The organism is Microbacterium sp. BE35 (assembly GCF_031457705.1).
GTDB lineage: Bacteria > Actinomycetota > Actinomycetes > Actinomycetales > Microbacteriaceae > Microbacterium > Microbacterium trichothecenolyticum.
This window is the reverse complement of record NZ_JAVDXD010000002.1, coordinates 151,238-164,825: the sequence shown is the minus strand read 5'-3', so window position 1 is coordinate 164,825 and position 13,588 is coordinate 151,238. Positions and strand designations below refer to the sequence as shown.

The window sequence follows — 13,588 nt, the reverse complement described above, 5'->3', positions numbered from 1 at the left end:
CCTACTCTCTGAAAGGATGCCCGCGAAACGCGGAACCGCCGGTCATTCGCCCGCAAGCCACTCGCGGTACGCGTCGAACGACGACGGACGCCCCAGGAACGCTTCGACGAGGTCTCGCGCGTCCCGCGATCCGCCCCGTTCCAGCACCTCCGTGCGGTAGCGACGTGCGGTCTCGGGGTCCATCAATCCGGCCTCGAAACCGCTCAGCAGATCGCGCGCGATCACGAGGCTCCACTGGTACGTGTAGTAGCAGGCGCCGTAGCCCGTGAGGTGTCCGAATCCGGCATACGAGTGCAGTCCGCCCAGCGGCTGGACAGGGCTGGATGCCGCGTACAGCCGCTCCGTCTCGGCCTGCAGGTCTGCGGGCCGGTCGACGTGCAGGTGGTACGACACGCTGGCGTGGCCCAGCTGGCGGCGCACCTCGAGCGCGCGGCCGAATGCGTCGGCGGTGCGCATGCGTGCCACGAGGTCGGCCGGGATCGGCTCGCCGTCGGCGTTCGCACTGAACGACGCCAGGACATCGGCGTCCCACGCCCACTCCTCCAGGAGTTGGCTGGGCGCCTCGACGAAATCCCACTCGGTCGCGACCCCGCTGAAGCGGGCGAAGCGCTGTCGGCCCCCGAGGATGTCGTGCACGAGGTGCCCGAACTCGTGGAAGAAGGTCACGACCTCGTCGTGCTCGAGCAGTCCGCGCGAAAAGTTGCACAGCAGCGCCGCTTCCGGGAGCACGCGTCCGGCGACCCCGGGAGCGAGCGGGAAGCACGCCGCGTGGCTGAACTTGCCCTCGCGCGGGTGCAGGTCGAGGTGGATGCGCCCGAGGCGATCGGCGCCCCGCACGACATCGAAGGACTGCACGTCGCTGTGCCACGCGGGCACGTCGACAGGTACGTACTCGACATCGAGCAGGCGCCCGGTGACGTCCAGCACGCCCTCGACGACGCGCTCGAACGGGAAGTACGAGCGGACGAGCTGCGCGTCCACGTCGTACTGCTCGCGCTTGACCGCCCCGAGCAGGTACCAGAAGTCGGCGATCGACACGACGTCGGCATCGGGGATGTCACGGCGCAGGCGTTCGAGCAGGATCGGGTACTCGGCATCGGTCGCCGGCCGGGATGCGTCGTCGAGCCGCGAGAGGAATGCCGGGATCTCGGCCCCGGACCCGATCATGCGGGTCTCGGTCTCGTAGTCGGCCCAGTCGGCGTAGCCGAGCAGACGGGCGCGCTCGGCGCGCACCTCGAGCAGCTCGGCGAGGATCGCGTCGTTCTCGGGCCACGCGAGGTCGTTGTAGGCGCTCACGAGCGCGACTCGGGTCGCACGGTCGTGCGCGTAGTCGCGGACCGGCATGAGGTCGGGGTAGTCGGTCGACAGGGTGACGAGTCCGTGCGCATCGGCGGGGTGGGCGTCGATGAAGTCCTGCGGCATCCCGGCGAGGCCCTCCGCCGGGACGCTGATCTCGCGGCGCCCGTCGCGGATGTTGCGCGAGAACGCCAGCGACAGCGCGGTGTCGCGGTCGGCCAGATGCCGGGCGCGCTCACGGTCAGCCTCGTCGAGCTCGACGCCTCCCCGGCGGAAGTCGCGCAGCAGGTGCGAGAGCAGACGCGCCTGGTCTTCGTCGAGGCCGTCGGTCGAGGCATCCGCGAACGAACTCCACAGCTCGCGATTCAGAAGGCGCGCCGCCGACAGCGACTCGACCGCCTGCACCTGCGACTCCGCGATCTCGCGCACCTCGGAGTCAGGGTGCGCCTCGCTCACGACGTAGGCCTCGCTGAGGGCCTCTGCCAGCGCGATGTCGGCGTCGTTCCAGAGCTCGAGGCGAGCCGCGGTGGACAGCTCTGCCTCAGAGGTCAGGCGTGCGTCGATCTCGTGCACGCGGGCGATGCGATCGGCGGGGCGCTCGCTCGCGAAGGCCGCCCAGCCGGCGGAGTCGGACGGGAACGGCAGGGGTGCGAGAGTCACCCTGCGAGCCTATGCGCGGGCGGGGACACCGCGCGAGGGCGGGATCCCGGCGGATGCGGGAGAGTCAGCGCAGCGCGCCGACGCTTGCGAGCGCCATGCGCACGAGGGTTCCGCGTCCGCCCTCCATCTCCGCGGAGAGGGCATCGGATGCCGCCTCCTCCGGCGTCAGCCAGGTCACCTCGAGCGCGTCCTGACGCGGCTCGCACGTGCCGGTGACGGGGACGACGAAGGCGAGCGACACGGCGTGCTGGCGGTCGTCGTGGTAGGCGCTCACGCCCGGGAGCGGGAAGTACTCGGCGACCGTGAAGGGCGTCGGCTGCGGCGGCAGCATCGGGAACGCCATCGGCCCCAGGTCGTTCTCGAGGTGCCGGAACAGCGCGTCGCGGACGGTCTCGCCGTACCGCACACGACCCGACACGATGGTGCGCGAGATCTCGCCGATGGGGGTCGCCCGCAGCAGGATGCCGACCTGCGTGACCTGTCCCATGCCGTCGGTGCGCACCGGAACGCCCTCGACGTAGAGCATGGGCAGGCGGCGGCGAGCCTCCTCGAGCTCGATGTCGCTCAGCCACGCAGGGTTCGAGATGTTGCCGGCAGGCGGGCCGAACGGCTCGTCGCCCGCAGGCTCGGGGTCGGGAGTGCGCACGGACATGCCTCCTGTATACCCCGCGCGACCCACCCGCGACGAGGACCGCTGTTCCCACCTCGGCCGTGTCGGCCCCGCGTGCCAGGATGAGGACATGCCGGAAGCGCTCGTCCTCGACGCCGACGCCGTGCTGTGGTCGACCGAGCGGTCGGCGCTCGCAGGACGCCACCTCCTCCTTCTCCTGCACGGCTACGGGGCCGACGAACACGACCTCTATCCCCTGCGCGGCTATCTTCCCGACGCCTTCGCGGTCGCGAGCCTTGCCGCTCCGCTCGTTCCGCCGTGGCCGGCGCCCGGTCGCTCCTGGTACCCGATCGACGGCCTGGACGGCCGCGACCCCTCCCACGTCACGCGCGCGGCCGAGGCCGTGATCGCCTGGGTCGATGCACACGCAGGGGACGCAGCATCCGTCGGTCTTCTCGGTTTCTCGCAAGGCGCAGCGGTGTCGCTGCAGGCGATGCGGCTCGCGCCCCAACGGTTCTCGTTCGCCGTGAACCTGTCGGGCTACGTGACTCCCGGCGACCTGCCGAAGGACGCTGAGCTCGCCGAGCGGCGACCGCCCGTGTTCTGGGGCAGGGGCACGAACGACGACGTCATCCCGGGCTTCCTCGTGGAGCACACGACACAATGGCTGCCCGAACGCGTCGACCTCAGCGGCCGCGTCTACCCCGGTCTCACGCACAGCGTCTCGGAGCAGGAGCTCGACGACGTGCGCATCTTCCTCGACAAGCAGCTCGAACAACGCACGGACGCCCCCGGTCGCTGAGCGGGCCTGCGAGTCGCAACCCTGGCCCTGCCCAGGGATGTCGGCTATGGTGGCTGACGGCCTTGTCCCCTCCGTGAGGAACTCCCTTGAAGCTGATCGACGCGACCGCGCTGTAATCGCGCTGCTCCGTCGACTCTCGACGCGCCAGCGCTGGAACATTTCGCGCTGCCGTCGATCCGCCGCTTCTTCGCCCCGCCCCGGCACGTCCGGGCGGCGCTCTGCGGCCCTCGGTGTCAGCGCACGTCTGACACAGGAGGCCTCATGCCCGCTCACACCCTCACCCCTGCCATCGTCCTCGACCGCGTCTCGTTCGCGTGGCCCGACGGCACCGCCGCGCTCTCAGATGTCTCCGGATCGTTCGGCACGGGCCGCACCGGTCTCGTCGGCCGGAACGGCTCAGGCAAGTCCACGCTCCTGCGGCTCATCGCCGGCGAGCTCACGCTCTCCGGCGGTCACATCGCAGGAGCGACGGATGCTGCGTACCTTCCGCAGCGCCTGACGCTCGACGTCGACCGGCCCGTCGCCGACCTGCTCGGCGTCGGCGACACGCTCCGGGCGCTGCGCGCCATCGAGTCCGGCGACGCCGACCCGCGCCACTTCGACGCGGTCGGCTCCGACTGGGATATCGAGGCGCGCGCACACGCGGCGCTCGCCGAAGCCGGCCTCGCCCCCGACATGCTCGACCGCAGCGTCGGGCAGCTGTCGGGCGGCGAGGCGGTTCTGACCGCGATCGCCGGCATCCGGCTGCGTGGTGCGTCCATCGCGCTGCTGGACGAGCCCACCAACAACCTCGACCGGGAAGCCCGGGCGCGGCTGCACGACATGGTGCGCTCGTGGCGTGGTGCGCTGATCGTGGTCAGCCACGACACGTCGCTCCTGGAGTTGATGGACGACACCGCCGAGCTCTACGCGAACACGCTGTCGGTCTTCGGCGGCCCGTATTCCGAGTGGCGGGCGTGGCTGGATGCCGAGCAGGGCGCCGCCCGCGATGCCGAGCGCGCCGCGCGCCAGGCGGTCAAGCGCGAGAAGCGCCAGCGCATCGAGGCCGAGACGACCATCTCGCGCCGCGCCGCGATGGGGCAGAAGGCGTTCGACGAGAAGCGCGTGCCGAAGATCGTCGCGAACGGGCGCCGCATGGCCGCCCAGGTGTCGGCGGGCAAGCTGCGCGGCGAGAAGGCCGACCGCGAGGCATCCGCCCGGGAAGCTCTCGATGCCGCGGAACGCCGCGTGCGCGACGACGACATCGTGAAGATCGACCTGCCGGACCCCGGCGTGCCCGCGGGCCGCCGCATCGCCACCCTCGGCGACGGCGAGCGCTCGTGGATCGTCCAGGGCCCCGAGCGGGTCGCGCTGATCGGGCCGAACGGCGCGGGCAAGACGACGCTGCTCGAGAAGCTGGTCGCTCCCGTCGCTGCTGTCGTACCCGATTCAGGATCGGTGGACGCCTCCGGTGCGGACACCCCCGGAATTGCGCGGGGGCCGCAGGCGCCGGACGAACCGATCCTGAATTCGGTACGTGGTGAGCTGCACACCGACCGGGTCGGGTACCTGCCGCAGCGCGTGGACGGACTCGACGATGCGGCGTCCGTGCTCGAGAACGTCGCGCCGTCGGCGCCGAGTGTGACGATCGTCGAGCTGCGCAACCGGCTCGCACGGTTCCTCATCCGAGGGGCCGCGGTCGAGCGCCCGGTCGGGACGCTGTCGGGCGGCGAGCGCTTCCGGGTCGCGCTCGCGCGGCTCATGCTCGCCGATCCGCCGCCGCAGCTGCTCGTGTTCGACGAGCCGACGAACAACCTCGACCTCGACACGGTCGACCAGCTCGTCGACGCGATCGCGGCCTACCGCGGTGCGGTGCTGGTGGTGAGCCATGACGACGCGTTCCTCGAGCGCATCGGAGTGAACCTCGTCCTCGAGCTCGACAGAGACGGCACGCTCACCGAGCGCTGACACCCGGTCGCGGCCGGGCCCACGCGCCCCGAGGCTCCAGGCGCCGCGCCGGCGGCGCCTGGAGAGGGCGTGGGGACCGTCATCTCCGGCACGGCGGACGGTGAGCGCGGCCTGGCCCCCGCGCGAAGCGGGGGGCTCGCACCCGTGCGGTCGCGCGTCGAGGCGAGCAGGATGGACGCATGAATTCACTCGTGAGACCTCAGCAAGGCCGATGGATCGCCGGCGTCTGCGCCGCCATCGCCAGCCGCTTCGGGTGGAACGTCACCCTCGTGCGCATCCTGACCCTGATCGCGGTCGTCTTCTTCGGCCTGTCGCTGTGGATCTACATCCTGCTCTGGATCCTGGTGCCCTCCGAGCGCTGACCCCTGGTGCGGTCGGGAGCGCCAGGCCATGATGAACGCATGCATCGCCTGGTCCGCCCGCTGAAAGGGCGCATGATCGCCGGAGTCTGCCAGGGCATCGCCGACCGCTTCGGCTGCAGCGTGGTGCCGGTGCGTGTCCTCTGGATCGGCTCGACCGTGTTCTTCGGCGTCTCGATCCTGATGTACCTGCTGCTCTGGATCCTTCTGCCTGACGAGCGCTGACTCAGACGCTCAGGGCTTCTTCTTGAGCTGACCCGGCGCATTCGCGCTGTTGCCAGGATTGCCCGTGGACTCTTCGGCCGGAGGCTGGGTCGGGGTGGGCTCGGGCGCAGGCGCAGGCGCAGGGACCGCGACAACCGGCTGCTCGACAGGGGCCTCGGGCTCGGCATCCGCGTCCTGGACCGGCTCGTCCGTCGGTGTCGAGGACGGCGACGGCGTGGCGGGGACGGATGCCGGGGGTCCGGGCTCCGAGACGGGCGCAGGGCCGGCCGGCAGCAGGGGTGCCTGATTCTGCGACGCTCCGAGGATGGTGGTGACGACGACCACGAGCGAGAGCCCCAAGGCGCCGCAGAGGGCGCCGAGCCCGAAGGTCTGCACGCGTCGAGAACGCATCCACGACCGGTCGGCGAGCGCCGGGCTGGTGCGGCGGGTGAGCGGAGCCGGGGCCGTGGGCTCGCTCGAGGGCATCGATTCCATCACGGTCCTCGGCGGTGAGCGCGTGCCGGGGGTGCACGCACGCAGGGAGCCTACGCGACGGTCCTGGACGGAACCTGGCCCGATGTCGGCGATCACGACGAAGATGGAGGGATGGGCGACGTCCTCGAGCGGTTCGGTCCTGCCACGCAGGACTGGTTCCGCGGCGCCTTCCATGCCCCGACCGACGCGCAGAAGGGCGCGTGGGAGGCGATCTCCGCCGGCAAGCATGCGCTCGTCGTCGCGCCGACCGGTTCGGGCAAGACGCTGTCGGCATTCCTCTGGGCGATCGACCGCGTCTTCCACGACAAGGGCCCGGCGTCGCCGGCACCCGAGGGCAAGAAGAAGCGACGGGATGCTACGGCCCCCGCCACCCGGATCCTCTACATCTCCCCTCTCAAGGCCCTCGGCGTCGACGTGGAGCGCAACCTCCGGTCGCCGCTCGTCGGGATCGGGCAGTCCGCGCGGCGCCTCGGCCTCAGCGTTCCCGACGTCACCGTCGGCGTGCGGTCGGGCGACACCCCCGCGGGCGACCGGCGCAAGCTCGTGCAGACGCCGCCCGACATCCTCATCACGACCCCCGAGTCGCTGTACCTCATGCTCACGAGCCGCGCGGGCGAGACGCTGCGCGACGTCCACACCGTGATCGTCGACGAGGTGCACGCCGTCGCGGCCACCAAGCGCGGAGCTCACCTGGCTGTGAGCATGGAGCGTCTCGACGCGCTGCGACGCTCGTTCGCACCCGATGCTCCACCCGCGCAGCGCATCGGCCTGTCGGCGACCGTGCGCCCGATCGATGAAGTGGCGCGGTTCCTCGGCGGTGCAGAGCCCGTCGAGATCGTGGCACCGCGCGCCAGCAAGGCCTTCGACATGAAGGTCGTCGTGCCCATCGGAGACATGCTGAACCCGCCTCCGCCGCCGAGCCCGTTCGGCTCCGACGGCGACGGCGCATGGGAAGAGCCGGGCGCCACGGCCGAAGAGCAGATCGACGAGGACTGGTTCGCCGACGGACAGTCCTCGGGATCGAGACCGCAGGCCTCCGGGGCCGGCGAGACGGAGATGACGGGGTCGGTCTGGCCCCACGTCGAAGAGGCGATCGTCGATCGCATCCTGCTGCACCGCTCGACGATCGTGTTCTGCAATTCGCGGCGTCTCGCCGAGCGGCTCACCGGCCGGCTGAACGAGATCTACTCCGAGCGCCTCGGCCTCGACCTCCCCGATCAGACCGTTCCCGCCGCGATGATGGCGCAGGCCGGCGCGACCGCAGGCGCAGAACCGGTGCTGGCGAAGGCGCACCACGGCTCCGTGTCGAAGGAGCAGCGGGCGCAGGTCGAAGAGGAGCTGAAGTCCGGCGTCCTGCGCTGCGTGGTCGCGACATCGAGCCTCGAGCTCGGCATCGACATGGGGGCGGTCGACCTCGTGATCCAGGTCGAGGCCCCGCCGAGCGCGGCTTCGGGCCTCCAGCGCATCGGCCGCGCCGGCCACCAGGTCGGCGAGGTGAGCCGGGCCGCCCTCTTCCCGAAGCACCGCGGCGACGTGCTGCACACCGCGATCGTGACCGAGCGCATGCTCGCGGGTCAGATCGAGGCGATCGCGATCCCGCAGAACCCGCTCGACATCCTCGCCCAGCAGACGGTCGCCGCCGCCGCGATCGGCCCCGTCGACGTCGAGGGCTGGTACGAGACGCTCAAGCGCAGCGCGCCGTTCCGCTCGCTTCCCAGGTCGGCCTACGAGGCGACGCTCGATCTCATCGCCGGCAGGTTCCCGTCCGACGAGTTCGCCGAGCTGCGCCCCCGCGTCATCTGGGATCGCGACCTCGGAGTGCTCACAGGGCGTCCGGGCGCCCAGCACATCGCCGTGACGAGCGGCGGGACGATCCCCGACCGCGGCCTCTTCGGCGTCTTCATCGCGGGCGAATCCCAGAACGCGCGGGTGGGCGAGCTCGATGAGGAGATGGTCTACGAGTCGCGCGTCAACGACGTCTTCACCCTGGGCACCACGAGCTGGCGCATCGTCGAGATCACCCATGACCGCGTCAACGTGCTGCCCGCGTTCGGACAGCCCGGCAAGGTGCCCTTCTGGCACGGCGACGGAATCGGCCGTCCGGCCGAGCTCGGCGAGGCGCTCGGCAAGTTCTCGCGGGAGGTGTCGGCGGCGAAGCCCGACAAGGCCGAGTCGCGGCTGCGCGAGGCCGGCCTCGACGAGTTCGCACAAGACAACCTGCTGGCGTATCTGGCCGAGCAGCGCGAAGCCACGGGCACGCTCCCTACCGATCGTCAGCTCACCGTCGAACGGGGGCGGGACGAGGTCGGCGACTGGCGCGTGATCCTGCACTCGCCGTATGGCATGCAGGTGCACGCGCCGTGGGCGCTCGCGGTCAATGCCCGCATCCGTGAGCGGCTGGGCGTCGACGGATCGGCGGTCGCGAGCGACGACGGGATCATCGCGCGGATTCCGGATGCCACCGCCGAGCCACCGGGCGCGGATCTCTTCGTCTTCGATCCCGACGAACTCGACCACATCGTGACCGAGGAGGTCGGCGGCTCGGCGCTGTTCGCCTCCCGGTTCCGCGAGTGCGCAGCCCGCGCGCTGCTGATGCCGCGCCGCAACCCCGGCAAGCGCACGCCGCTGTGGCAGCAACGGCAGCGATCGGCGCAGCTGCTCGAGGTCGCGCGCCGCTACCCGACTTTCCCGATCATCCTCGAGACCCTCCGCGAGGTTCTGCAGGACGTCTACGACGTGCCGTCCCTCCTGCGCCTCATGCGCGGGATCGGCGAGCGGCGCATCCGGCTCATCGAGACCGAGCCCGCCCAGCCCTCGCCGTTCGCGCGCGACCTCCTCTTCGGCTACGTCGGCGCGTTCATGTACGAGGGCGACTCGCCGCTCGCCGAGCGCCGCGCGGCGGCGCTCTCCGTCGACCCCGCCCTCCTGTCCGAGCTGCTCGGCAAGGTCGAGATGCGGGAGCTGCTCGACCCCGACGTGATCGCACAGTTCGAGCGCGAGGCCCAGCGCCTCGACCCCGAGCGCCGCGCCCGGGGGCTCGAGGGCGTCGCCGACCTCCTGCGTCTGCTCGGTCCGCTCGACGCGGCCGACGTCGCCGCCCGCCTCGACCCGAGCCCTGAGGTCGAGGCGTCCGATCTCCTCGACGCCCTCATCTCGGCGCGGCGTGCGATCCCGGTGACCATCGCGGGCATCACGCGCGTCGCCGCGATCGAAGACGCGGGCCGGTTGCGCGATGCCCTCGGCGCCCCCCTGCCGGTCGGCATCCCCACCGCGTTCCTCGAGCCGGTGGCCGACCCGCTCGGCGACCTCCTGGCCCGCTACGCACGCACGCACGGACCTTTCACGGCGGATGCCGCGGCCGACCGCCTGGGCATCGGTGTGGCGGTCGCGCGACTCACGCTTCAGCGACTCGAGTCACAGGGACGCGTGACGAGCGGATTCTTCCTTCCGGAGTCGTCGACGACCGCGCGCGCAGACGAGGCCGAGTGGTGCGACACCGAGGTGCTCCGCCGCCTTCGCATGCGCTCGCTCGCGGCGATCCGCGGCAGCGTAGAGCCCGTGCCGCAGCAGGCGTACGCGCGGTTCCTCCCGGTGTGGCAGCACGTGACGCGACCGCTCGAGGGGATCGACGGCGTCGCCGCGGTCGTCGAGCAGCTCGCGGGCGTGCCGATCCCCGCGAGCGCGTGGGAGTCGCTCGTCCTACCCGCCCGCGTCGCGGACTACACGCCGGGCATGCTCGACGAGCTCACCGCCACCGGCGAGGTGGTGTGGTCCGGGCACGGCAGTCTCCCCGGCCGCGACGGCTGGATCGCCCTGCACCTCGCTGATTCTGCCCCGCTGACGCTCGGCGCTGCCGACGCGCTCGTCGAGACCGCACCCGGCTCGCTCGACGCGCAGCTGCTCGCGGCGCTCGGCGGCGGCGGGGCGTACTTCGCCGCGCAGCTGCGGCAGGCCACCGGCGCCGAGAACGAGCAGTCCGTCGTCGACGCGCTGTGGCGACTGACGTGGGCGGGTCTTGTGACCAACGACACCTTCGCGCCGGTCAGGGCACTCGTATCGGGCGGTTCGCAGGCCCATCGCGTGAGCCGCCGCACACCCCGGGCACGGCTCTATCGGGGTGCCGCGGTGCGGGCGGTGGCAGCATCCGTCCCCGCGCGTCCTCCGGCGATCGGCGGACGATGGTCGGTACTGCCCGCCGCCGAGCCCGACGCCGCGCTGCGAGCTACCGCGACGGCGAGCCTGCTGCTCGACCGGTACGGCGTCGTGACGCGCGGCGCGGTGCAGTCGGAGGGCGTGCCAGGCGGGTTCGCCCAGACCTATCGCGTGCTCGCGGGGTTCGAGGAAGCGGGCCACTGCCGTCGCGGCTACGTGATCGAGAAACTGGGCGCCGCGCAGTTCGCGGCCTCGGCCACCGTCGACCGGCTCCGCGAGTTCGCAGGGCTCTCCGACCCGCCGCCGCTGCGGGGGGTCACGCTGGCGGCCACAGACCCCGCGAACCCCTACGGCGCCGCCCTCGCGTGGCCGGCGCTGGAGGGCGTCTCGCATCGCCCCGGTCGCAAGGCGGGTGCCCTCGTCGTGTTAGTCGACGGCGCGCTCACGCTGTACCTCGAGCGTGGGGGGAAATCCGCCCTCGCCTTCACGGGCGACGAAGCGGCCCTGGCCGCCGCCACCCGCGACCTCGCGGCGACGGCTCGTGCGCGGCGCCTCGACACCCTCACGATCGAGCAGGTGAACGGCGCGTTCGTGTACGGCACGTATGTGGGCAAGACGCTTCGCGATGCCGGATTCGTCGAGTCGCCGCGCGGACTGACGCTGCGCCGTCTCACTGCGGGCGACGCCCTGCGACAGGCTCAGGGACCAGGAGGCGCTCAGGGGCCGGATGGCAGGGCAGGCGCCCGTGCCTGAGGGCGACAGCGTCTTCCGGGCAGCCCGCCGACTGAACACCGCGCTGGCCGGCGCGACCGTGACGCGGTTCGAGCTCCGTGTCCCGCAGGCGGCGACGGTCGACCTCACCGGCGATGTCGTCCATGACGTCGTCGCGCGCGGCAAGCACCTCCTGCACCGCATCGGGCCGTGGACGCTCCACACGCACCTCAAGATGGAGGGCGAGTGGCACGTGTACCGCCGCGGCGAGCGCTGGCGGGCGCCGGGGTTCCGGGCTCGGGCGGTCATCGGCGCCCACGCCCCTGACGGCACCGAGTGGGAGACTGTGGGGTTCGACCTCGCCGACATCAGGGTCGTGCCGACGACCGCCGAGGACGAGCTCGTCGGCTATCTGGGCCCGGATCCCCTCTCCGACGCGTGGGACCCGGCGGCGGCGGCGCAGAACCTCGCCGCCGACAGCCGTGCCGTGCACGTCGCGCTGCAGGACCAGCGCAACGTCGCCGGCTTCGGGAACGAGTACGTCAACGAGATCCTGTTCGTCCGCGGCGTCCTCCCGACGACGCCGGCGAGCGAGACGGATGCCGCGTCCCTCGTGGACCTCGGATCCCGCATGATACGCGCCAACCGCGACCGCAGCGATCGCACATTCACCGGCGACGCACGCCCCGGCCGGACGACCTGGGTCTACCGCCGCGAGGGCCGACCATGTCGCCGCTGCGGCACGCTGATCCGGGGTGGCAGCCTGGGCGCCGATCCGACGCGCGAGCGCATCGTGTTCTGGTGTCCGACCTGCCAGCGCTGAGCCTGGGTGCCGGCCCTGCTGAACCGCGGTTCCAGCACGCTTTGATCACGATGCCCGGCGGACGAAGTGTCGCGCGGGAGCGAGGCACGCGCCCCTCGGCGTCGTACGACCTCGGAAACGCCGCGGTTTCCTGACCGTTACACAAGCCCGGACGATCTGTCCCACCGGACCTCAGCACCGGCCCGGATCGTCCGGTTCGGCCGCGGTTCCGTTGCGGGCGTCTACGTCGCCATATTGAATACCCCCACACCCGATAGGCCGTGCATCGTCGCGTGGCCCGCACCAGAAGGACCCTCACGAGGTGACGATGTCCACAGGCACGGCGACCGCAGCACAGGCTTCGGCGGAGCAGGTTCCCCCCGACGGCGACGGCGCACGCGGGGCCGTCACTCTGGCGGGGATCACCAAGTACTACGGCGAGCAGCTCGCGGTCGACGACCTGTCGCTCGAGATCCAACCGGGCGAGTTCATCTCACTGCTCGGGCCGTCGGGCTGCGGCAAGACGACCACGCTGCGGATGATCGCGGGATTCGAACACCCCGATGCCGGTGACATCCGCGTCTCCGGGCGCTCGGTGCTCGCCGCGCCCCCGTACAAGCGCGACGTCAACACGGTCTTCCAGGCCTACGCCCTTTTCCCGCACCTGTCGGTCGCGGAGAACGTCGCGTACGGGCTGCAGCAGCGACGCACTCCGAAGAGCGAGGTGCGCGAGCGCGTCACCCAGGCGCTCGACATGGTGCAGATGCGGCGGTTCGGCGACCGCAAGCCGACGCAGCTGTCGGGCGGGCAGCAGCAGCGGATCGCGCTGGCCCGTGCACTGGTGAACCGGCCCGCGGTGCTTCTGCTCGACGAGCCGCTCGGAGCGCTGGACCGTCAGCTGCGTGAGGAGATGCAGCTCGAGCTGAAGCTGCTGCAGTCCCGCCTGGGGATCACCTTCGTCTTCGTCACGCATGACCAGGGCGAGGCCCTTTCGATGAGCGACCGCATCGCGATCATGCGCGCCGGCCGCATCGAGCAGCTCGCCGACGCCGACACCGTGTACGCGCGACCGGCCTCGGCGTACGTCGCCGCGTTCGTCGGGCAGCAGAACTTCTTCCGCGGACCGGCCGCGGAGGCAGGGGCGGCGATCGCCTCGCCGCACGCGCTCGTGCGCGCCGCGTCACCGGTGCTCACGACCACGAACCTCGGCGAGGCCGCGGTGCGGCCCGAGTTCATCCGCATCGAGAAGGCGCCCTCGGCGGGCTCGGCGACCGCAGGCCCGGGCTCTGCGGACGCCAACACCGCGCGAGGCGAGCTGATCGGCCTGTCGCACCTCGGCGACACGATGCAGTACCTGGTGCAGCTCGGCGCCGATCAGAGCCTCATCGTCCGGCGGCCGACCCCGGATGCCCCGGCCCTCGCGATCGGCGACCCCGTCGTCTGCACGTGGGCGGCGCATCACGTGCTGCTGTTCCCCGCCGCCGACGACGACGCGGCGCAGCAGGGCGGCTACATCGCACCGCCGACCGCCTGACCCGCACGACTCGACC

General features: G+C 71.7%; 10 protein-coding genes. 7 read left to right on the top strand and 3 right to left on the bottom strand.

All coding sequences use genetic code 11. The features are described from left to right. Positions 1–42: 42 nt before the first annotated feature. Positions 43–1,956 (bottom strand): M3 family metallopeptidase, encoded by a 1,914-nt coding sequence (locus J2Y46_RS07030; RefSeq protein ID WP_310241277.1) that lies wholly within the window; start codon positions 1,954–1,956, stop codon positions 43–45. A gap of 64 nt (positions 1,957–2,020) precedes the next feature. Next, positions 2,021–2,608 (bottom strand): NUDIX hydrolase family protein, encoded by a 588-nt coding sequence (locus J2Y46_RS07025; RefSeq protein ID WP_045301386.1) that lies wholly within the window; start codon positions 2,606–2,608, stop codon positions 2,021–2,023. Between the two features lie 88 nt (positions 2,609–2,696). Here J2Y46_RS07025 and J2Y46_RS07020 point away from each other — a divergent pair, with 88 nt between their 5' ends. The 4 genes from J2Y46_RS07020 (at position 2,697) to J2Y46_RS07005 (ending at position 5,899) form a co-directional block, all read left to right on the top strand. Continuing rightward, a complete protein-coding gene (locus tag J2Y46_RS07020) occupies positions 2,697–3,368 on the top strand; it encodes an alpha/beta hydrolase-fold protein (RefSeq protein ID WP_310241276.1) in 672 nt (223 codons plus the stop codon). Between the two features lie 261 nt (positions 3,369–3,629). Beyond that, on the top strand, positions 3,630–5,315 hold the full coding sequence (locus J2Y46_RS07015) for an ABC-F family ATP-binding cassette domain-containing protein (protein WP_045301382.1): 1,686 nt from the start codon (positions 3,630–3,632) through the stop codon (positions 5,313–5,315). 179 nt (positions 5,316–5,494) lie between these two features. Then, positions 5,495–5,677, top strand: a complete 183-nt coding sequence (locus J2Y46_RS07010; RefSeq protein ID WP_310241274.1) for a PspC domain-containing protein — start codon at positions 5,495–5,497, stop codon at positions 5,675–5,677. Between the two features lie 39 nt (positions 5,678–5,716). Next, the gene (locus tag J2Y46_RS07005; protein ID WP_045301378.1) at positions 5,717–5,899 is read left to right on the top strand and encodes a PspC domain-containing protein; all 183 of its coding nucleotides are present in this window, start codon (positions 5,717–5,719) and stop codon (positions 5,897–5,899) included. 9 nt (positions 5,900–5,908) lie between these two features. Here the strand turns inward: J2Y46_RS07005 and J2Y46_RS07000 are convergent, their stop codons facing one another. Next, positions 5,909–6,373, bottom strand: coding sequence for a hypothetical protein (locus tag J2Y46_RS07000; protein ID WP_310241272.1), 465 nt, complete (start codon positions 6,371–6,373; stop codon positions 5,909–5,911). 111 nt (positions 6,374–6,484) lie between these two features. On the opposite strand from J2Y46_RS07000, the gene J2Y46_RS06995 reads away from it, so the two are divergent. The 3 genes from J2Y46_RS06995 to J2Y46_RS06985 all read left to right on the top strand — a co-directional run bounded on the left by J2Y46_RS06995 (position 6,485) and on the right by J2Y46_RS06985 (position 13,572). Beyond that, on the top strand, positions 6,485–11,278 hold the full coding sequence (locus J2Y46_RS06995) for an ATP-dependent helicase (RefSeq protein WP_310241270.1): 4,794 nt from the start codon (positions 6,485–6,487) through the stop codon (positions 11,276–11,278). Next, positions 11,271–12,059, top strand: coding sequence for a DNA-formamidopyrimidine glycosylase family protein (locus tag J2Y46_RS06990; protein WP_045301674.1), 789 nt, complete (start codon positions 11,271–11,273; stop codon positions 12,057–12,059). Before J2Y46_RS06995 ends, J2Y46_RS06990 begins: the two co-directional genes overlap by 8 nt. A gap of 307 nt (positions 12,060–12,366) precedes the next feature. After that, positions 12,367–13,572 carry an ABC transporter ATP-binding protein gene (locus J2Y46_RS06985; RefSeq protein ID WP_310242322.1) on the top strand — a complete coding sequence of 402 codons (1,206 nt, stop codon included), beginning with the start codon at positions 12,367–12,369 and terminating at the stop codon, positions 13,570–13,572. Positions 13,573–13,588 lie beyond the last annotated feature (16 nt).